This window comes from Halobacillus mangrovi (assembly GCF_002097535.1).
Classification (GTDB): Bacteria; Bacillota; Bacilli; order Bacillales; family Halobacillaceae; genus Halobacillus; species Halobacillus mangrovi_A.
Genome location: NZ_CP020772.1, coordinates 1,962,126 through 1,979,444 on the forward strand (window position 1 = coordinate 1,962,126; position 17,319 = coordinate 1,979,444).

The 17,319-nt window shown below is 39.1% G+C and carries 22 protein-coding genes and 2 riboswitches; of the genes, 11 read left to right on the forward strand and 11 right to left on the reverse strand.

Going from position 1 to position 17,319, the window contains the following annotated elements; genetic code table 11:
- Positions 1 to 124: 124 nt before the first annotated feature.
- From HM131_RS09510 to HM131_RS09535, 6 genes are all read left to right on the forward strand, one after another.
- Complete coding sequence (locus HM131_RS09510; protein WP_157130790.1) at positions 125 to 1,579, forward strand: spore germination protein; 1,455 nt, start codon at positions 125 to 127, stop codon at positions 1,577 to 1,579.
- Positions 1,580 to 1,642: 63 nt separating this feature from the next.
- Positions 1,643 to 1,858: a YqgQ family protein gene (locus HM131_RS09515; RefSeq protein WP_085029532.1), complete on the forward strand. Its 216-nt coding sequence runs from the start codon at positions 1,643 to 1,645 to the stop codon at positions 1,856 to 1,858.
- Between the two features lies 1 nt (position 1,859).
- Positions 1,860 to 2,822, forward strand: a complete 963-nt coding sequence (locus tag HM131_RS09520; RefSeq protein ID WP_085029533.1) for an ROK family glucokinase — start codon at positions 1,860 to 1,862, stop codon at positions 2,820 to 2,822.
- Between the two features lie 303 nt (positions 2,823 to 3,125).
- The gene (locus tag HM131_RS09525) at positions 3,126 to 4,997 is read left to right on the forward strand and encodes an LTA synthase family protein (protein ID WP_085029534.1); all 1,872 of its coding nucleotides are present in this window, start codon (positions 3,126 to 3,128) and stop codon (positions 4,995 to 4,997) included.
- Positions 4,998 to 5,124: 127 nt separating this feature from the next.
- Complete coding sequence (locus HM131_RS09530) at positions 5,125 to 5,811, forward strand: ABC transporter ATP-binding protein (protein WP_085029535.1); 687 nt, start codon at positions 5,125 to 5,127, stop codon at positions 5,809 to 5,811.
- 15 nt (positions 5,812 to 5,826) lie between these two features.
- Complete coding sequence (locus HM131_RS09535) at positions 5,827 to 6,612, forward strand: ABC transporter permease (RefSeq protein ID WP_085029536.1); 786 nt, start codon at positions 5,827 to 5,829, stop codon at positions 6,610 to 6,612.
- 47 nt (positions 6,613 to 6,659) lie between these two features.
- Here HM131_RS09535 and HM131_RS09540 read toward each other — a convergent pair whose 3' ends face one another.
- Positions 6,660 to 6,824: a DUF2759 family protein gene (locus tag HM131_RS09540; protein WP_085029537.1), complete on the reverse strand. Its 165-nt coding sequence runs from the start codon at positions 6,822 to 6,824 to the stop codon at positions 6,660 to 6,662.
- 161 nt (positions 6,825 to 6,985) lie between these two features.
- On the opposite strand from HM131_RS09540, the gene HM131_RS09545 reads away from it, so the two are divergent.
- On the forward strand, positions 6,986 to 7,609 hold the full coding sequence (locus HM131_RS09545; protein WP_085029538.1) for an MBL fold metallo-hydrolase: 624 nt from the start codon (positions 6,986 to 6,988) through the stop codon (positions 7,607 to 7,609).
- A gap of 47 nt (positions 7,610 to 7,656) precedes the next feature.
- Here HM131_RS09545 and HM131_RS09550 read toward each other — a convergent pair whose 3' ends face one another.
- On the reverse strand, positions 7,657 to 7,902 hold the full coding sequence (locus tag HM131_RS09550; RefSeq protein ID WP_085029539.1) for a DUF2626 domain-containing protein: 246 nt from the start codon (positions 7,900 to 7,902) through the stop codon (positions 7,657 to 7,659).
- Positions 7,903 to 8,154: 252 nt separating this feature from the next.
- On the opposite strand from HM131_RS09550, the gene HM131_RS09555 reads away from it, so the two are divergent.
- Positions 8,155 to 8,538 carry a Spx/MgsR family RNA polymerase-binding regulatory protein gene (locus HM131_RS09555; RefSeq protein ID WP_085029540.1) on the forward strand — a complete coding sequence of 128 codons (384 nt, stop codon included), beginning with the start codon at positions 8,155 to 8,157 and terminating at the stop codon, positions 8,536 to 8,538.
- Positions 8,539 to 8,629: 91 nt separating this feature from the next.
- Here HM131_RS09555 and HM131_RS09560 read toward each other — a convergent pair whose 3' ends face one another.
- From HM131_RS09560 to comGA, 7 genes are read right to left on the reverse strand one after another with little or no spacing between them, the layout of a single operon-like run.
- Positions 8,630 to 8,989, reverse strand: a complete 360-nt coding sequence (locus HM131_RS09560; protein ID WP_085029541.1) for a hypothetical protein — start codon at positions 8,987 to 8,989, stop codon at positions 8,630 to 8,632.
- Complete coding sequence (locus HM131_RS09565) at positions 8,973 to 9,392, reverse strand: competence type IV pilus minor pilin ComGF (RefSeq protein ID WP_198162774.1); 420 nt, start codon at positions 9,390 to 9,392, stop codon at positions 8,973 to 8,975. The genes HM131_RS09560 and HM131_RS09565 overlap by 17 nt, the downstream gene beginning before the upstream one ends.
- Positions 9,373 to 9,708, reverse strand: coding sequence for a hypothetical protein (locus HM131_RS20920; RefSeq protein ID WP_198162754.1), 336 nt, complete (start codon positions 9,706 to 9,708; stop codon positions 9,373 to 9,375). Before HM131_RS20920 ends, HM131_RS09565 begins: the two co-directional genes overlap by 20 nt.
- Positions 9,695 to 10,141 (reverse strand): competence type IV pilus minor pilin ComGD, encoded by a 447-nt coding sequence (comGD, locus tag HM131_RS09570; protein WP_085029543.1) that lies wholly within the window; start codon positions 10,139 to 10,141, stop codon positions 9,695 to 9,697. The genes HM131_RS20920 and comGD overlap by 14 nt, the downstream gene beginning before the upstream one ends.
- Positions 10,141 to 10,452 (reverse strand): competence type IV pilus major pilin ComGC, encoded by a 312-nt coding sequence (comGC, locus tag HM131_RS09575; protein ID WP_085029544.1) that lies wholly within the window; start codon positions 10,450 to 10,452, stop codon positions 10,141 to 10,143. Before comGC ends, comGD begins: the two co-directional genes overlap by 1 nt.
- A gap of 20 nt (positions 10,453 to 10,472) precedes the next feature.
- Complete coding sequence (locus HM131_RS09580) at positions 10,473 to 11,522, reverse strand: type II secretion system F family protein (RefSeq protein ID WP_085029545.1); 1,050 nt, start codon at positions 11,520 to 11,522, stop codon at positions 10,473 to 10,475.
- Positions 11,476 to 12,489, reverse strand: a complete 1,014-nt coding sequence (comGA, locus tag HM131_RS09585) for a competence type IV pilus ATPase ComGA (protein WP_085029546.1) — start codon at positions 12,487 to 12,489, stop codon at positions 11,476 to 11,478. The genes HM131_RS09580 and comGA overlap by 47 nt, the downstream gene beginning before the upstream one ends.
- 101 nt (positions 12,490 to 12,590) lie before the next feature.
- Between comGA and HM131_RS09590 the strand changes: the two genes are divergently transcribed.
- Both HM131_RS09590 and HM131_RS09595 read left to right on the forward strand, forming a co-directional pair.
- Positions 12,591 to 13,076, forward strand: coding sequence for a shikimate kinase (locus HM131_RS09590; RefSeq protein ID WP_085029547.1), 486 nt, complete (start codon positions 12,591 to 12,593; stop codon positions 13,074 to 13,076).
- Between the two features lie 48 nt (positions 13,077 to 13,124).
- A complete protein-coding gene (locus HM131_RS09595) occupies positions 13,125 to 13,310 on the forward strand; it encodes a YqzE family protein (protein ID WP_085029548.1) in 186 nt (61 codons plus the stop codon).
- Between the two features lie 18 nt (positions 13,311 to 13,328).
- Here HM131_RS09595 and HM131_RS09600 read toward each other — a convergent pair whose 3' ends face one another.
- Positions 13,329 to 14,144 carry a YqhG family protein gene (locus tag HM131_RS09600; RefSeq protein WP_085029549.1) on the reverse strand — a complete coding sequence of 272 codons (816 nt, stop codon included), beginning with the start codon at positions 14,142 to 14,144 and terminating at the stop codon, positions 13,329 to 13,331.
- The gene (locus HM131_RS09605) at positions 14,141 to 15,784 is read right to left on the reverse strand and encodes a DEAD/DEAH box helicase (RefSeq protein ID WP_085029550.1); all 1,644 of its coding nucleotides are present in this window, start codon (positions 15,782 to 15,784) and stop codon (positions 14,141 to 14,143) included. The genes HM131_RS09600 and HM131_RS09605 overlap by 4 nt, the downstream gene beginning before the upstream one ends.
- 171 nt (positions 15,785 to 15,955) lie before the next feature.
- Positions 15,956 to 16,044, forward strand: a riboswitch (glycine riboswitch).
- Between the two features lie 3 nt (positions 16,045 to 16,047).
- Positions 16,048 to 16,142, forward strand: a riboswitch (glycine riboswitch).
- 67 nt (positions 16,143 to 16,209) lie between these two features.
- Between HM131_RS09605 and gcvT the strand changes: the two genes are divergently transcribed.
- On the forward strand, positions 16,210 to 17,310 hold the full coding sequence (gcvT, locus tag HM131_RS09610) for a glycine cleavage system aminomethyltransferase GcvT (RefSeq protein WP_085029551.1): 1,101 nt from the start codon (positions 16,210 to 16,212) through the stop codon (positions 17,308 to 17,310).
- The last annotated feature ends 9 nt before the right edge of the window (positions 17,311 to 17,319 follow it).

The following is a 17,319-nucleotide window of genomic DNA, read 5'->3' on the forward strand; positions in this document are numbered from 1 at the left end:
TATGTATATGGTTATAGATATGTATGAAATAGAGAGGACATGCCTAAAAAACGAGTGAGCTACGTGTATGATTTCTTTCATTTGGCAAAAACTAATCCTCATAAAGAAAAGAGGAGGAAATCCAATGGAAGACAAGCAGCCTCTCTTTCAAAGTTACGAGAAAAATGTAGCTTATCTGCGTGACCGTCTAGGTGTGGAAGAAAGCTTTGATATGATTCACCTCGATCTCGTTTACGCGGGCCGGGGGATGTCTCTTTTCCTAGTTGACGGTTTTGTAAAGGATGACATCCTTCACTATTTAATGAAGCTTTTGTCAAAATTAGACCCAGATCAGCTCGACCCTGATCCACTTAAGAAATTATTGCAAACTCATCTGCCGTATGTCGAGCTTGATCAGGAGAAAGATTTGAATAAAGCAGCCGACACTGTGCTCGCGGGGCCGACTGCACTTGTTGTAGAAGGCATCGATGAAGTAATCCTGATTGATGCAAGGACTTATCCTGTTCGCGGACCACAAGAACCTGATTTAGAGCGGGTTGTAAGAGGGTCTCGAGACGGATTTGTTGAGACGATCATTTTTAATACCGCGTTGACCCGAAGAAGAATAAGAGACCGTTCTCTTCGTATGGAGTATATTCAGATCGGGCGTAGGTCGCAAACGGACGTGTGTCTTTGCTATTTAAAAGACATTGCTGATCAAGACAGAGTAGAACACTTACAGCGGGTGTTGAAAGAGATCGACACGGATGCACTCCCGATGGCTGAGAAAACGATTGAAGAGTTTATCAGTGGTCGGCATTGGAACCCTTATCCTGTTATCCGTTATACGGAAAGGCCGGATACAGCAGCAGCTCATCTATATGAAGGACATATATTAATCATTATTGACGGGTCTCCAAGCGTAATGATTACACCGGCTACCCTATGGCACCATTTACAGCATGCGGAAGAATATAGACAGAAGCCGCTTGTTGGTGCTTACTTAAGGTGGATTCGGTTTATCGCATTTTTCGCTTCTATCTTTGTATTGCCGCTTTATTTCCTTTTGTCAATGCAACCTGAGTTGTTACCTGAAAATTTGTCGTTTCTAGGGCCTTCTGAGGCTGGGGTGATCCCCTTACTAGGTCAGTTTCTCATAGCGGAAATTGGAATTGACATGCTTAGAATGGCTGCTATCCATACTCCATCATCTTTAGCTACTGCTTTAGGGTTAGTTGCAGCAATTCTAATCGGCCAAGTAGCGGTCGAGGTAGGTTTGTTTTCAAGTGAAGTTGTCTTATATCTGGCACTGGCTGCTATCGGTACTTTTGCTACTCCAAGTTATGAATTGGCATTAGCAGATCGAATTACAAGGATTGTTTTACTTGTCGTCACAGGTCTTTTTGGTCTGAAAGGTTATGTCATTGGAGTTACTTTTTGGCTTATATATCTTGCAAGCATGCAGACGTTTAAAACGCCTTACCTATGGCCATTCCTGCCTTTCTCTTGGAAGCCATTACGCGATGTGCTTGTACGTTCTCCAATTCCTCTCAAAAACAGGAGGCCGGCGTTTTTACATCCCAAGGACCCTGACCGTTAATAAGTCGGGGTTTTCCATTTTCAATATGACTCGCAATTGGTATAATAATGTTGGTGATGAATAATGAAAACGATTTATGATATTCAGCAATTCTTAAAAAAATTTGGGACCTTCATATATGTTGGCGACCGGCTGGCAGATTTAGAGTTAATGGAAGATGAGGTCCGTGAGCTATACAAATCTCAATGCATGAGTCAAGAGGACTTTCAAATGGCCATGCTCCTGTTACGGGGAGAAATAGCAAGGATGAGAGACAAAAATGAAGGGGAGTGGCTATAAAATGAGTGAAGTCTATTTCATTGGAGCCGATGTGGGAGGAACAACCGTCAAATTAGCCATTGTTAAGGAAAATGGTGAGATCGTACACAAGTGGGAAATTCATACGAACACAGACAATCAAGGAAAGTCTATTCCAGAGGATATACATAAATCGATTGAAGAAAAGTTAGTTGAACAAGAGATAACTAAGGAAAAAATCGCTGGAATTGGTGCAGGTGCTCCTGGCTTTGTTGATACCAATACAGGTTTCATTTATGAAGCAGTTAATATTGGATGGAAGGACTTTGATTTTGGGAATAAATTAAAGGAGTTATCTGGATTACCAGTCTGGGTAGACAATGACGCAAACTTAGCCGCTCTTGGAGAAAATTGGCTTGGTGCAGGTCATGGGTCACAGGAGCTTATTGCAGTCACTTTAGGAACGGGGGTCGGCGGCGGTATTATCTCGAATGGCCAGATTTTAAATGGAGCTAATGGTACGGCAGCAGAGATCGGGCACGTGACGGTAATTCGTGAAGGTGGAGCTCCTTGTAATTGTGGAAAAACAGGTTGTCTAGAAACAGAAGCATCAGCGACAGGAATTGTAAGGAAAGCAAAAGCCATAGCGGAAGACTATCCAGAATCATCTCTTAAATCCCTCCTATCCTCAGATGCTTTAACAGCTAAAGACGTTTTTGAGATGGCCTCAAATGGCGACGAAGCAAGTCAGGCCGTCCTTAACGATGTCATGGATACTCTTGGGATGGCAATCGCTAATTTGGCAATTGCTATTAATCCAGAAAAGATCGTCATAGGCGGGGGAGTTTCCCAGGCAGGTGAACAACTATTAAACCCTTTACAAGAGGCCTTCAAGAAATATGCCTTAAGAAGAATAGCTTCAGCATCTAGTTTTCAGATTGCACAGCTAGGAAATGATGCAGGAGTTATTGGGGGCGCATACCTAGTAAAAAATAATCAAAAATAAAAAAGTTGGAGCAGAAGATGCTCCAACTTTTTTTCATGGTTATAGTTCTGATTACAGTTTATTTTCCAGTGTTTTTCTTATATGATAGATAAAGTGCATAGTCTTTTAATAATATTTGTATGTCACAAGTATGTAATATGCATGTCATCGTTTTATGAAACTTTTATGGTAAAATAATCGTCATAATAAAGTAAGCTGTTTAATAATTATTCTAAGTGGAATTTGTAAATAGAGTTGTTGATTCAGGTAAAAGATCCGTTAACATTTTTTCCACCAGATAGATTAGAAGAGGGAGGAACCACCATGCAATTGAATAAAATTCGCATGCCTTTATTTATATTAGCCACAATTTTATTTGGCATTAAAACTTATGTGGTGTACAGGTTCATGTTCGATTTATCAATTGAAAACTCTATGCAGGAGTTTATCCTTTTTGTGAATCCTCTCGCAAGTGCCTATTTAATATTCGCGATAAGCGTATGGCTTAATCCAAAAAGACAGATGAAATACTTGCGCTGGACTTCATTGATTGGATCATTAATTTTATTCGTAAACTTAATTTTTTACCGTAACTTTACGGATTTCATTACGATTCCTGTTTTATTTCAAGGGAATAATGCTGCTGACTTAACAGGAAGTTTTTTGACCTTGCTGCACATCGAAGATCTATTCATCTTCCTTGATGTAGCGATTATTTGGTATTTAAGTAAGCAGAAGTTCGATATGTCTATTCAACTGCCCACTCAAGGTAAGATTGCTGCTACTGCAGTTACTTTCTTGTTGCTTGCTGGAAATGTTGTATTAGCAGAAATTGAGCGTCCAATGCTTTTTGTCCGTACATTTGACAGAGAGTATCTTGTAAAAAACATCGGAATTTATAATTATCACTTATATGATGCTTCTATGCAGACAAAAACGAAAGCACAGCGTGTTTTAGCTGATGGAAGTGAAATTAGTGAAATTGAATCCTATCTAGATAAAAACTCTCCTGATGGTCAAGCCAAAGATTCAGATTTATACGGTGTAGCAAAGGACAAGAATGTCATTTTTGTCAGTGTGGAATCCTTCCAGAATTTCCTGCTTGATTCTGAAATTAATGGAACGGAAACTACACCATTCTTAAACGATCTTAAAGAAAGCAAAGATACCATTTGGTTTAAAAATTTCTATCATCAAACAGCTCAGGGTAAAACTTCTGATTCAGAATTTATTGTAGAAAATTCACTTTATCCACTTGGCAGAGGCGCAGTATATTTCACGAATGCTCAAAACGAGTACAATGCACTGCCTGAAATTCTAAGTGAAGAAGGATATGAAACTTCAGTGTTTCATGCAAACAATAAGAGCTTTTGGAATCGTGATGTTATGTATGAGAATGTAGGGTATGATGAGTTCTATGGTGAACAGTCTTATGAAGTGACTCCCGAGAATTCTTTCGGCTGGGGGCTTGAAGATAAGGCATTCTTTGAACAATCGATCAAGTACCTGCAATCTCAAAAGCAGCCGTTCTACAGTAAATTTATTACGTTAACACACCACTTTCCATTTGAGATGCCTGAGGATAAAGCCAATATAGATCAATACGACTCTGGTTCAAAAACATTAAATCATTATTTCCAAACAGCGCGTTATACAGACGAATCGCTGGAGCAGTTCTTCCAACAATTGAAGGATGCAGGTTTATATGAAGATTCGATTATTGTGCTAATGGGAGACCATTACGGAATCAGTGAGTATCATAACAAAGCTATGGGACAGTTCTTGGGTAAAGAAATAAATGGATACGAACATATCCAGCTGCAAAAAGTTCCCTTTATGGTTCACATTCCTGGATATGAGAACGGTGGGGTTAGGGAAGAAGTCGTCGGCCAGATTGATGTGAAACCGACATTGCTTCATCTCCTTGGAATTGGTAATAAAGATGATTTAACCTTTGGTGATAATATGTTCGCTGAAGACCGTAAGGATTTTATCGCCATGAGAGACGGCAGCTTTGTCAGTGAACAATATGTCTTTACCGATGGGGTATGTTACGATCGTTCAACGGGAGAACAAATTTTAGAAGAAGAAGCAGAGGCATGTAATCCTATTAAGGAAAAAGCCGATCAGGAACTGCAGTATTCAGATAATATCATCTATGGTGACTTGTTCCGTTTTTACGATTTCAAACAGTAAAAATACTATTAAATAATCACCGTGGCACATTGTGTCATGGTGGTTTTTTCATTTATTACATAATTTTATACGCAACCGGGTAATGATACTTACATACATACTTTGTTTTTGGAAAGAGAGGATGGTTATGTTTCGTTTTGAGAATGTTACTCATGATCCATTAAAAAATCTTAATTTTTCGATTGAAAAAAATGAGAAGGTGATTTTATTTGGTCCTTCAGGGGCGGGGAAGAGTACGTTATTGTTCCTTTTTAACCGTCTAAGTGATCCAGAAGAAGGTTCTATCTTTTATAAAGGAGAACCGATTGAGAATTATTCAATAACCAAACTAAGAAAAAATGTCGGATTAGTGCTCCAGTCTCCGAATTTATTTCCAGGAACAGTCCTTGATAATTTAAAATATGGGCCACAGCTGTTCGGAGAATGGAAAGAAACGCATGCTGAAACATTACTGGACTATGTTCAGCTTCCCAAAAGTTACTTAGAGCGTGACGTTGATCAGCTCTCTGGTGGAGAGATGCAAAGGGTTTCTCTTGCTAGAACATTGGCTAACTCCCCTGAGGTGCTTTTACTTGACGAACCTACGAGTGCACTTGATTATAAAACAGCGGATGAGATAGAAGAAGTGTTAGAAGAATTAATTCGTGAGCATAAACTTACGATGCTGATGGTGACTCATAACTTAAATCAAGCAAGGCGGTTAGGTGACAGAGGGTTGTTTATTATGGATGGTGAGCTTCAGGAGGATGGATTAATCCCTGATATGCTGGATCATCCAAATACCGAAAAATTATCAAAGTTTTTGGAAGAGTAGAGGATGTGATCGATTTTGGCACCTGAAGTATCTAACCAGTCATTATTATTTCTAATCATTTTTGTTGTTGTACCTTTAACATTGTCCTATATTTATCAGCTTGGTTTGAGTAAAAGCGTTATATGGTCCACCGTTCGCGGAACTGTCCAGTTATTTGCGATTGGTTACTTATTGACGTATTTATTTGACCTTCCGGCGATGGTCGGAATTCCAATAATGGTTGGAGTGATGATTATTGTTGCCTCCTTCCATGCAAGACAGAAAGGAAAAGAGCTTCCTTATGTACTTCCTGTCATTTTTATAGGACTTGTCATTATAGAAATCAGTGTGCTTACACTATGGCTTGTGTTTGATATGGTTCAATTTCGTCCATCTGAGGTCATTCCTATGAGTGGAATGGTCATTGGAAACAGTATGGTGGCTATGGGGCTTGCATTAGAAAGAATGAAAAGTGAATTTAAGGAAAACAATGGAAGACTATTGGCTGCATTATCGCTCGGGGCAGAACCTAAACATGCATCACATTTAATTGTACGAAAGACGCTTAATGCAGCGTTAATCCCCAATATTGATCGATTGAAAACTATAGGGCTTGTGCAATTGCCAGGTATGATGACAGGTCTTATTTTAGGTGGAGTAGAGCCGGTCATGGCGATAAAATATCAGCTCGTCATTTCTCTTAGCATTTTTTCTTCTGTCTCATTAAGTGCTATGTTTGTCACATTAACGATGTATCAACATTTCTTCAATAAGAGTAAGCAGTTATTGGAATCAGAAGAGGAAATCAGAAGTAAATCCTGATAAAATAAAAAAATCGAGCCACTCATAGAGTGGCTCGATTTGTTTTTTTACCCAAACAAGTTAGAGTAAATCGTCATGATGGAGAACCATCCAAACATTAATGCTGAGACGGCTGCAAAAAGAACGGCAAAGAAATTTTTCGATTTCATCTCACGGAAGACGGCAAATACACAAAGAATTGCAACGAGTAAAAGAAGAATAGCTGTTACCAAGTTCAGCACCCCCAATATCCCTTTTCTTTATTATCATCCTTAAAGTACGGATGTTATACTATATGTAGCTCAATTCAGTCCATATTTATTTTATAGCATAATAGGTAAAATGTCGAGTGATCTTAGATGATTTTATTAAATAACAGAGAGGTGTTCATCCATTGATTAAAATTTCTCGATTACCACTTGGTCCGATGGCCACAAACGCTTATATAATATATGAAAATAAACAAGCGGTCGTCATCGATCCGGGCGGGGATTTCAACAAATTAGATGCTTTCCTTAAGGAAAGAGAGCTTACCGTGAAAGCGATTCTTTTGACACATGCACACTTTGACCATATTGGAGCAGTGGACGAAGTTAGACAGGCTTACGATGCGCCAGTATATATTCATGAGGCTGAGGCGGATTGGCTGTCAGATCCTTCTCAAAACGGCTCAGGATTATTCCAAATAGGAGAAATAAAAGCAGGACCTGCTGATTATTTCTTTGAAATAGGTCAAATGGAAATCGCTGGATTCTCATTTGAAGTTCGTCATACCCCAGGGCATTCACCTGGAAGTGTTTCCTTTGTATTTAGAAATCAAAGGTTTACGGTAGCCGGAGATACTTTATTCCAACGAGGTATGGGCAGGACTGATTTGCCAGGGGGAGATCGTAAAGAGCTCGAAAAGAGTATCCAGGAGCAGCTTTTCAGTCTCCGTAATGATATGCGCATTTATCCAGGCCACGGGCTGCCTACAACTATTGAAGAAGAAAAAAGGGAAAACCCTTTCTTTACTTAAGAGAAAGTAAAAAAATCCTGTTATCCAATGAGGATAACAGGATTTTTTTAGTGACCACCGAAACTCGGTACCAGAATAAATGATGAATAGTACGTGAATCCAATCATGAAAACTGTCAAGTATGAGAAAAATATGTATACATACATACGTTCTGACAGTTTAAGGTAGCCAACAGTAAGGAAAAAAGCCGTTTGAACTAAAGATAATAATGCCGCTTCCATCATATCGCCTGCAAAAAACATAACAGCGAAAATACCTGTCCAAAAGGCCAGCACTCGAAACATACGATCCATGCTTTTTCCCCCTCCTTTTTCATCGTTAAACTATCATTCATATTATAAACGACCCATAATTAAATGTAAATAAATCGATGAGTTCCTCCTGCATTAAAGTAGAGGATCTATTTAATACCGTTCCCTGATTTTGTAGAAAAAACACGACTTAAATAAAAAAATTTGCGAAATTGGGTTTAAAATATTGTACAAAGGTTATACATTGACTGTACAATATAAAATGTACTTAATCTTAATTAGGGAGCGTTGAAAATGGATGAATTAAAATTTTACAGTTACCCAAGTTGTACATCCTGTCGTCGAACAAAATCCTGGTTAAAGAGCCAAGGGGTAGAGTTCAATGAGCAGCATTTATTTCGGGAGACACCTGACGCTGATGAACTAAGAAAGATTTTGTCTCTGACTACTCTAGGAATTGATGAAATATTGGCCACTCGCAGTAAAGAATATAAAGATTTAGGTATAAATGTAGATGATCTCACATTGAGCGAATTTTTAGATTTAGTGATAGAAAAACCGAAATTGTTACGTCGCCCCATTCTTACAAACGGTGAAAAACTTGTAGTTGGATACAATCTGGAAGGACTAAGAGCTATTACGAATAATCGAATGGAATATACAGCAAACATATCATAAACTATTCAAAGAGGTAATAGATATGGCCAACTTTGAGACATAATAGGTATCGCCCCTTTACTACAGTAAGGAGCGATGCCTATTTTATTGATTATTTTACTTGATAATACGTTTTTATGATTTTTGTATCTTTATTAAGTGGAGTCAAACTCCACTCACATTCAATGGAGTCTTCCTGTTCTTCCATACACGAAGCAGTAGCTTTCCCGTCTGGTGTAGAGACAATGAAAGGGGTATGAATAGCCTCTTCATAGTTCTTGGACAATACTTGTACAAATTGGGTTTCTGCAACTGATAGTAAGTGCTGTTCCCTTATATGTGATTCGTACACCTTTGTTGCAATGATTTGGTTCTTGTATTGAAACAGAGAGCTGGACAGCAGAATGAATAAAATAGCAGCTAATCCAGCTGCCCAGGGAAATATCATCCCGGTGTCATTGAACAGCTTCATAATGAATCCTTTTTTGATAGGCTTCACCACCTTCCAATTCAACTAAAATGAGGAAATCAGACCCCGTTTGTTGGACCGTAAACAATTTTACCTTTGATAATAAACTTTCATGACCTTTGCCTCCTACTCTTTTTCTTACAATGTTTTGATACTGTTCGATGGTGATCGATCTATGCCTGGAATCAATTATTTGAAAAGTGTTTCCCTCTATTGATGCTTCACGAGCATATTGAACTTCATGCTGGATAAACGTGAAAAACTGGCGTGCAGAAAGTTCTTTATAATAGGAAGGCCCTTCAAGGGAATGTAGAAGAGGGTAAGAAAGAGATAGGATTATCATTAGTAGTGTCAGACTTATCATTGTCTCTGACAGTGTGAACCCTTTATTGCTCTTGAAGAGCATACAGACAAACCTCCTGCTTTTCCTGTTCAATGGATGTCCATATTGCACAACCTTTAATGAACTGGTTTTCTTTCTGGAAGAGGATAGTGATACCATAATCGTTTGATTCACTAATTAAATAAGGATAAGTCGAAGGAGATTCAGATTGAAGCAGGAACTGATCCTGGAGAGTTGTGATCGCATACCTTTCAATCGCTAATTCCTTTTGTTCAAGACGAATCTCGATTAAAGCTGGATAGATAGCTAATGTAATAACCATCATGATGCTAAAGGCTGCTACCGTTTCTGCAAAAGTAAACCCTTTACTGCTTCTCAATGTATAACCTGCGAGTCCCAAAAGGAAAGGTGATTTTATAAGTGGAAGAAGGACTGTGAACTTTCATCGTCCCAGGTTTGGCTATGATCCCTCTGGCATTAAATCGAACTGGGTTCTCAAGTGTCATCAAATCAAACCTCCAACCTTCAGGGAATTCCCTAATGAATATGGTTTCTTTGTCTTTTGCATCGTATAGAACATAATCATTTGAGCTTTGTCGGAAGCTCATCCAGTAATAGGGGTGGTCTTGTACAGTCAATTGCTGGGCAAGCAAAACGTCTTCCTCTAGCTGATTTAGGAACATGGAGGCTTCAACAGAGTGAAATGTACGTAGATGGAGAGGGGTGAGGCAGACAATGAGGATTGACCATGCGGTAAGTACAATTAGAACTTCACTAAGGGTAAACCCATTTTTTTGTATGACATCATTCATTAATCAGAGGGTGTGACAGCTGATACTTTTCCATCGCTGACTGTTAGTTTATCACCATTTGGACAAGTAGTGTCTTTTAAGTAACCTCCTGTGGTTAATTGCTCTATTGTAGGGTAAGCCTTCTCTTCTAAATAATAAGCTTCTACCTGAGCTTCTGCTGTCACAATTAAAGCTTCACATCCTTTTTTCCTGATGGTTTCATTGTGCTTTGAAAGGTTGGGAACGGTAATAATCAAAAGTACGGATATAACAAGCAGAACAATTAACATTTCGATAAGCGTAAATCCTTTTTGATTCAATAATTTCTTCATGAGTAAAGGCTCCTTAAGTTTTATATTTCACCCATCCACTGATAGAGGGGAAGCATGATGGAGGCGTAAATACATATGACTATAATCGCTATGAGCATAAAAAACACCGGCTGGATTAGCTGCAAAGTCTTGCTTGCTTTGTCGTTAAAGTATTCCATGAAAAAAGAAGTCAGCATACTCAGTTCATTTTTCAGTGTATAGGTGTCATTGGTATGGTGGAAAAGAGAAGTGAGTTCTTGTCTTAACAACGGGCAGGAATGCATAGCCTGTCCAATGGTAGTTCCTTCACCAAGTTCTTCTAGGATACGCTGGCAGTAGTAAGAAAGGATTTCATACTTCTCGTGTTGACTTATAACTTCCAAGGCTTCTTTAAGAGTTAAACCGGCTGTCAGAAGGGATTGGAGGTGTGTAGTAAAGAGATAAGATAAATGGAACGATTGGTAATAATGGATGAAAAAAACTCTTTGATAGAGCTTTAATTTTTTCTCAAGGGGAAGTCTGGGAATGATTAAAGGAAAAATGATGCTGATACACAAAGTAACTATGCCTATGAAACCAAGTCCATTGATGAGATAATTAACGCCCATCATAAGCCATAAGGATTGCTGGTCGTCTTGGAAAAGTGAAAGAAAGTTAGGGAGGATGGTTTGTTTGATGATCGTAAAAGCGATGAGGAGAAAAGCGAATAACAACATAGGGTAACGAAGCACTTGTATAAGTTTCCGCTGATATTCTTTTTTCATTTGCAGAAGCTGTTCGCACTGTTTAAACATTACGGGTAAATCATGGTGTACCCTTCCAAAATAGAGGAAGTTCGTAATCATCTTTGAAAAGCTCGCTTTTTGGAAGGCTGTATCAATTTTCTCCCCTCTAACCAGATACATAGTTAACTCATCAGCTATGGGTTTTAAGGCAGGGTCCCAGCCGGTCATTTTCAGAGCGTCCAGTAAGGGATATCCTTTTGATAAAATATGACTTAAACGGTGAAAGAATAAGGATTGTTGAGAGGTGGACAGTTTTTTTTCACGACTCAATCGAAACTTTAAAGTCCTTGAGAAAACCGAGTGCATAGGCCTTCCTCCTTAAATCAGAAAATGATTGAAACTTCTTATGATTGTAAGGAGAACGATCCCCGATGGCATGATCAAGCAGAGTCCCATCCAGCATCTCAAGGATTGCCGCGCGTTTTGGAAGAAGGGTATTTCCATGGAGGGGGATTAATTGCTGAGCTCCAATGGCGATAAGAGTCTGTTCAAGATCGACTTGTTGAATATTCATTTCTTTCAAGCGCCGAATGGTTCCATAAGCATCTTTCGCATGGATGGTACTGATAACCAGATGACCGCTCAAGGCTGCCCTGAAAGCGAATTGAGCCGTAGATTGATCTCTTATCTCTCCGACCATAAGCAGATCAGGATCGTGGCGTAATGCTGCCTTCAACCCAGTATCGTAAGTGATCCCCGCTCGTTCATTGACTTGAACTTGGATGATGTTATTCAAATCTTTTTCAATAGGATCTTCTAGTGTAATGGCTTGAAAAGATTTCTGATTCATTAGTGATTGCAGCAGGGCATATAACGTAGTAGTCTTCCCGCACCCTGTAGGTCCTGTGAATAGGATCATTCCGCTTGTATGGTTCAACCATTGCTCAATCCGCTTAATTTGTGTAGGAAATAAAAAGAGTTGTTCAAGTGGAGTATAATTCATAGGGGATAGGACGCGGATGGCCAAGCTTTCTGTTCCAGTAATAGGTAGGGTGGAAAGTCTTAAATCAAAAACCTGCTGGTCAGCTCTGTGCTCCATTGTGCCGTTTTGAGGACGCTGAAGTTCACCAATATCCATTCCGGATTTGAACTTAAAGTATGCTAAGAGTTTCTGGTAAAGTGGTAATGGAAGAGAAGAGTGGAAAATCCTTTCGCCATGAATGCGAAAATAAATACTGGCATTTTCTGAGTAAGGGGAGAAGTGGATGTCAGAGGCCGTTTGCTGGATAGCGGAAATGAGTATGTCGTGGGCTAAAGTTGCTATAGACTTCAAATATAAGATCACCTCGCATTTATTTTAGTTTGCAATAGTCTGTATTCGACATCATTTGAGAATTTCCTTCTTTTTCTAAAAAATTTTAAGGGGTGTGTAGAGTGATATTTTTAGTTGGTTTTATGGGAAGTGGAAAATCGACAGTGGCTCATCAATTAAGTAAAGACTTAGGTAGACCCTACATAGAAATGGATGAGTGTATTGAAAACCAGGAGGGTTTATCGATTGCTGAGATGTTTTCACAGTATGGAGAATCTTATTTCAGAGAAAAAGAAACAGAATTCCTAAAAAGCATTCAAGAAGATAGTATTGTTTCAACCGGAGGAGGTGTCATTCTGTCAGAAGAAAATCGTGAGATCTTGTCTAAAAGTACAGTGGTTTATCTTAAAGCTTCCTGGCATACGATTGTAAAGCGTTTGGAAGAGGACACAGAACGCCCGCTTTGGAAAGGGGATGTGGAAGAGAAAAAGTCAAGGTTCAAAGAGCGTCTTCCGATTTATGAACAAACTGCGGACCACATCATTGTTGTTGATGAAAAAACACCAAAGCAAATTGCACAAGAAATTGAGGTATGTCTAAAAGATTAAAATCCCGTCCATACTAAGTGTAACAAGTATAGAAAAGAAGGGGATATCATGGATCGTAATGACTATGTAAAGTATTTAACAGAGGAAATGGTCAAATATATGCAGTTGTCAAAGAAGGAAAAAGAAAAACGAAAGGCTGCAAAACCTTCCAAGAAGTCATCTTCCTATTGGTTTGGAATGATTCCACTAGCTTTAAAGATGATTCGTCGAAAAATGAAAACTACCAATCACTAATTTTTAAAGCCGTTCAGATTAATGAACGGCTTTTTTATTTTGTAGGAGATTTTGACTGGTTAGCTGTGAAATGTAAAAAAGTCCTCCATTCACGACTTCTACTTGAACTCGAGGGCGATAACGTTTATCGATTTGCTCTTGCTCCTTTGTAAAATAATCAAGACCAATATCCTCTGATTCATAAAATGAATTCAAAAGCTCTCTTTCCTCATCCATTTGTTGCAAAGACTCCTTAGCCCACTGGTCATCGAGCATACTTAAATGATTTTCAACATATTGTTCAATTCTTCTATAAGCGCTTGAAATACCAATTACAGGTGTCATCGGAAACGTATAATCTGAAACCGTGGAATGAAAGTCAATATTCCAAATACGCTCCATCATTCCTTTCAGCAGGGTTCCGTGTATAAGGTTCAGTCCGATAGAAATCCTCTCATCTTTTGCTTGCTTCCCTCTAAAATGCAGTAATAAATTTATAACTAGCCACGGTGTCAAAGCCCTGTTCTGAACAGGTTGATCGATTGATTCGTATAAACGGGACGTTTTCCCTTTAGCTATAGCAGTTTTATAAAGGGTGTGAAGTTTAGGTGTTCCTGCGTGGAGATATATCCCTTTTTCTTCTGTACGATCTGTGTGGGTGAATGTCAGTTGCATCGGTTCACCGGCTCGATTCATTTTTTTCATGTAGTGCCAATAAAAAGGACGGTTCATGATCTCTTCGTCCATTTCACTTGTTAATTGGATTTTCAAGAAAGAATCACTTTTCTGAACAACCGAACACCCGTAAGAGACAAAGAAATTTTGGACAAAATCAAAATAAGGATTTTTGTTCAACTCGACTCCCTCTTTTCATTTATGGAGTATTCTACATAGCTCACGAGATTTTTTAGTTTAATGTCGATCTCTCCCTGACTTTCAGATTGATGGAAAATCGATTGAACTTGCTGGTCAAATGAACCTCCTGGAATCTGCTCCAATATCTGATCCAAGTCACCCACCGCATTTTTAAACATCTCAATTTTTTTATAAAGCATCTGCATGATGTGATCTTCTATAGTTCCTTCAATGGCAAAATTGTAGATTTTGACGTCCTGCTCCTGTCCGAAACGATGAATACGTCCAATCCGCTGTTCCAATCGCATCGGGTTCCATGGGAGGTCATAATTGATCATTTGGTGGCAGAACTGAAGATTAATCCCTTCTCCACCGGCTTCTGTTGCAATCATTACTTGAGCTTGATTTTTAAAAAGCTGTTTCATCCAATCTCTTTTACTTTTATTGAACTTGCCGCTAAAAGGTACAGATGATATGCCGTGCTGTTGTAAATACCATTGTAAATAAAACTGTGTGGCTCGATATTCTGTAAAGACAATAAATTTATCATTTGATTTCTCTATAATCTCAACCATACGTTTGGCCTTAGCGTGATGGGGGAGTTTACCAAGGTTTTCAATAAAGTAATCATATAATTCTGCTTGCTGGTCATTCGCTTGAGATTTCATTTGCTTTAGAGACATGAAGCAAGCCTCTCGTGACGAACATAGTTCTTTAGCCAGCGTGAGCCATGTAAAGGAAGGGTGGTTGGATTTTAAGGTTTCTAATTCTCTGTACAGTTTTATTTCTTCATCTGTAAACGACAATCGTTCATTTGTTACGAGACGTTTAGAAGAATCAAGTCCCGTATCTTTTCTTCGATTACGGATCATTACTTTTCCAACTAAGGAGTGAATATGTTCAATGTTTTGATCTTTTTTCGCATCTGATTGGTATTTCTTCTTAAACTGAGTGAGGTTGCCGAGATAACCTGGTTTTAATATAGATACAAGATTGAAAAGGTCACTTAACTTATTTTGGATTGGAGTTGCTGTCAATAATAAGCAATAGGTCTTCTTCAATGATTGCACGAATTGGTAATTTTTCGTTTGATGATTCTTTAGTTTGTGAGCTTCATCGATAATAATTAGATCATAGGATATGGACAGGATCTCTTGCTTATGGTTTTCCCTTTTAGCCATATCAATGGAGGTAACGGTAACATCCCAGTCTTTCCAGGCAGCCTGCTTTTTTCTCGGAGAGGCCGCCTGAATATAGAATTTCTCATTTAGTTCCTGCACCCACTGGTTTACAAGGGAAGCTGGAGTCAAAATCAAGATTTTACGAGCGATTCCCCGTATCATGTATTCCTTCATGATCAGACCAGCTTCTAGGGTTTTTCCAAGCCCGACTTCATCTGCGAGTATGGCTCTTCCGTTCATATGGTGGACGACTTTTTCGGCAGCATCAATTTGATGATCTAAGAAATTGACGTGTGGCAAGTGATCTAATGCTAGTAACCCATCGAATCGCGGGACAGTGTTATAACCAGCTGCCTGATAGGCAAGTCGAAAACCATCCCAATTGGACAGTTTTTCGGGATGGTCAAGGTCACTGGTCAGCGCACGAATGAATGCTTTATCTTGTTGAATTTCGATCATATGCATAAACCCCCATCGATTGTGTGTATTCATGTGCAAAAATTGAGAATTATTGTAGAATTACATGTCAAATTCATTATCCCCTGTGATATAATGGACGGGAATAATGAAGAGTAAATCCATACGTATCATTTAGTATGTCCTACTGAAACTTAGAAAATACGAAAGCGAATGACTGCAGGGGGAGAGTCTACATATGTAGCGCCGAAGGAGCAAGCATTTAATGCGAATCTCTCAGGCAAACAGACCTCTGTAGGACGCAACTCTGGAGAGAGTTTACATCTAGTAAACCACCCAAGAAGCAAGCGGCTTCATTAGTTGTATGAGAGTCGTGAAACTTTCTGGTGAACGGACAGAGACTCCCGTAAATGACGGTGGAGTCTCTTTTTTTATAGGAATAAAAAGTCTTGAAGGAGTGATTTAGGATGTCCGATTTAAAACGAACACCGCTTTATCCTGAATATGAAAAGCATGGAGCAAAAACGATAGATTTCGGAGGCTGGGACTTGCCAGTACAATTCTCTAGCATTAAAGAGGAGCATGAAGCAACGCGAAGCCGTGCAGGTCTTTTTGATGTTTCTCACATGGGAGAAGTAGTGGTTAAAGGGAAGGACAGTCTAAGTTTTCTGCAGAAAATGCTCACCAACGATGTATCCAAATTAGAACCAGGTAAAGCACAGTATACGATTATGTGCTATGAAGACGGCGGGACCGTCGATGATTTGATTGTCTACCAATTGGAAGAAGAGAACTACTTGCTTGTCGTGAATGCAGCGAATCGACAGAAAGATTTTGATTGGTTGAAAGAGCATGCTGAAGGTGACGTTCAGTTGGAAGATGTATCTGATGAGTATGTACAGCTTGCTCTTCAAGGTCCCGCAGCAGAAGAAACACTGCAATCTTTAACTGATACAAAATTATCCACGATCAAGTTCTTTCGTTTTAAATCTGACGTTCAATTCAAAGGTGTAAAAGATGGAGGCATCGTTTCTCGTACTGGATATACGGGTGAAGATGGTTTTGAAATTTATCTGCCTTCCCGCTCTGGTGCAGATCTTTGGCAGGCAATCTTACAGGCTGGAGAGTCACATGGAGTAAAACCGGTAGGCCTTGGAGCGCGTGATACGTTGCGATTTGAAGCCAATCTTGCCTTATATGGGCAAGAACTCAGTAAAGACATATCCCCAATTGAAGCTGGGTTGAATTTTGCTGTCAAAGTAAATAAAGAGGAAGATTTTATTGGTAAAGATGCTTTGAAGAAGCAAAAAGAAGAAGGACCCTCTCGGAAGCTGGTAGGAATTGAAATGATTGATAAAGGTATTCCCCGAACTCATTATGAAGTTCTGAATGGGGATGAGAAAATTGGTTTTGTAACAACAGGGACACAGTCTCCTACGCTTGGAAAAAATGTCGGCTTAGCCCTGCTTAACAGAGAGTATGCAGAAATAGGGACAGAGGTAACAGTGCAAGTCCGTAAAAGAAAGCTTAAAGCTAAAGTTGTAGATACACCTTTCTATAAACGATAAGAACCAGGG

What these genes read in the sequence shown, in the direction of transcription:
- HM131_RS09510 (WP_157130790.1), top strand. Translation starts at nt 125, where the DNA reads ATGGAAGACAAGCAGCCTCTCTTTCAAAGTTACGAGAAAAATGTAGCT.
- HM131_RS09515 (WP_085029532.1), top strand. Translation starts at nt 1,643, where the DNA reads ATGAAAACGATTTATGATATTCAGCAATTCTTAAAAAAATTTGGGACC.
- HM131_RS09520 (WP_085029533.1), top strand. Translation starts at nt 1,860, where the DNA reads ATGAGTGAAGTCTATTTCATTGGAGCCGATGTGGGAGGAACAACCGTC.
- HM131_RS09525 (WP_085029534.1), top strand. Translation starts at nt 3,126, where the DNA reads ATGCAATTGAATAAAATTCGCATGCCTTTATTTATATTAGCCACAATT.
- HM131_RS09530 (WP_085029535.1), top strand. Translation starts at nt 5,125, where the DNA reads ATGTTTCGTTTTGAGAATGTTACTCATGATCCATTAAAAAATCTTAAT.
- HM131_RS09550 (WP_085029539.1), bottom strand. Translation starts at nt 7,902, where the DNA reads ATGGATCGTATGTTTCGAGTGCTGGCCTTTTGGACAGGTATTTTCGCT.
- HM131_RS09555 (WP_085029540.1), top strand. Translation starts at nt 8,155, where the DNA reads ATGGATGAATTAAAATTTTACAGTTACCCAAGTTGTACATCCTGTCGT.
- HM131_RS09560 (WP_085029541.1), bottom strand. Translation starts at nt 8,989, where the DNA reads ATGAAGCTGTTCAATGACACCGGGATGATATTTCCCTGGGCAGCTGGA.
- HM131_RS09565 (WP_198162774.1), bottom strand. Translation starts at nt 9,392, where the DNA reads ATGCTCTTCAAGAGCAATAAAGGGTTCACACTGTCAGAGACAATGATA.
- comGD (WP_085029543.1), bottom strand. Translation starts at nt 10,141, where the DNA reads ATGAATGATGTCATACAAAAAAATGGGTTTACCCTTAGTGAAGTTCTA.
- comGC (WP_085029544.1), bottom strand. Translation starts at nt 10,452, where the DNA reads ATGAAGAAATTATTGAATCAAAAAGGATTTACGCTTATCGAAATGTTA.
- HM131_RS09580 (WP_085029545.1), bottom strand. Translation starts at nt 11,522, where the DNA reads ATGCACTCGGTTTTCTCAAGGACTTTAAAGTTTCGATTGAGTCGTGAA.
- HM131_RS09595 (WP_085029548.1), top strand. Translation starts at nt 13,125, where the DNA reads ATGGATCGTAATGACTATGTAAAGTATTTAACAGAGGAAATGGTCAAA.
- HM131_RS09605 (WP_085029550.1), bottom strand. Translation starts at nt 15,784, where the DNA reads ATGATCGAAATTCAACAAGATAAAGCATTCATTCGTGCGCTGACCAGT.
- gcvT (WP_085029551.1), top strand. Translation starts at nt 16,210, where the DNA reads ATGTCCGATTTAAAACGAACACCGCTTTATCCTGAATATGAAAAGCAT.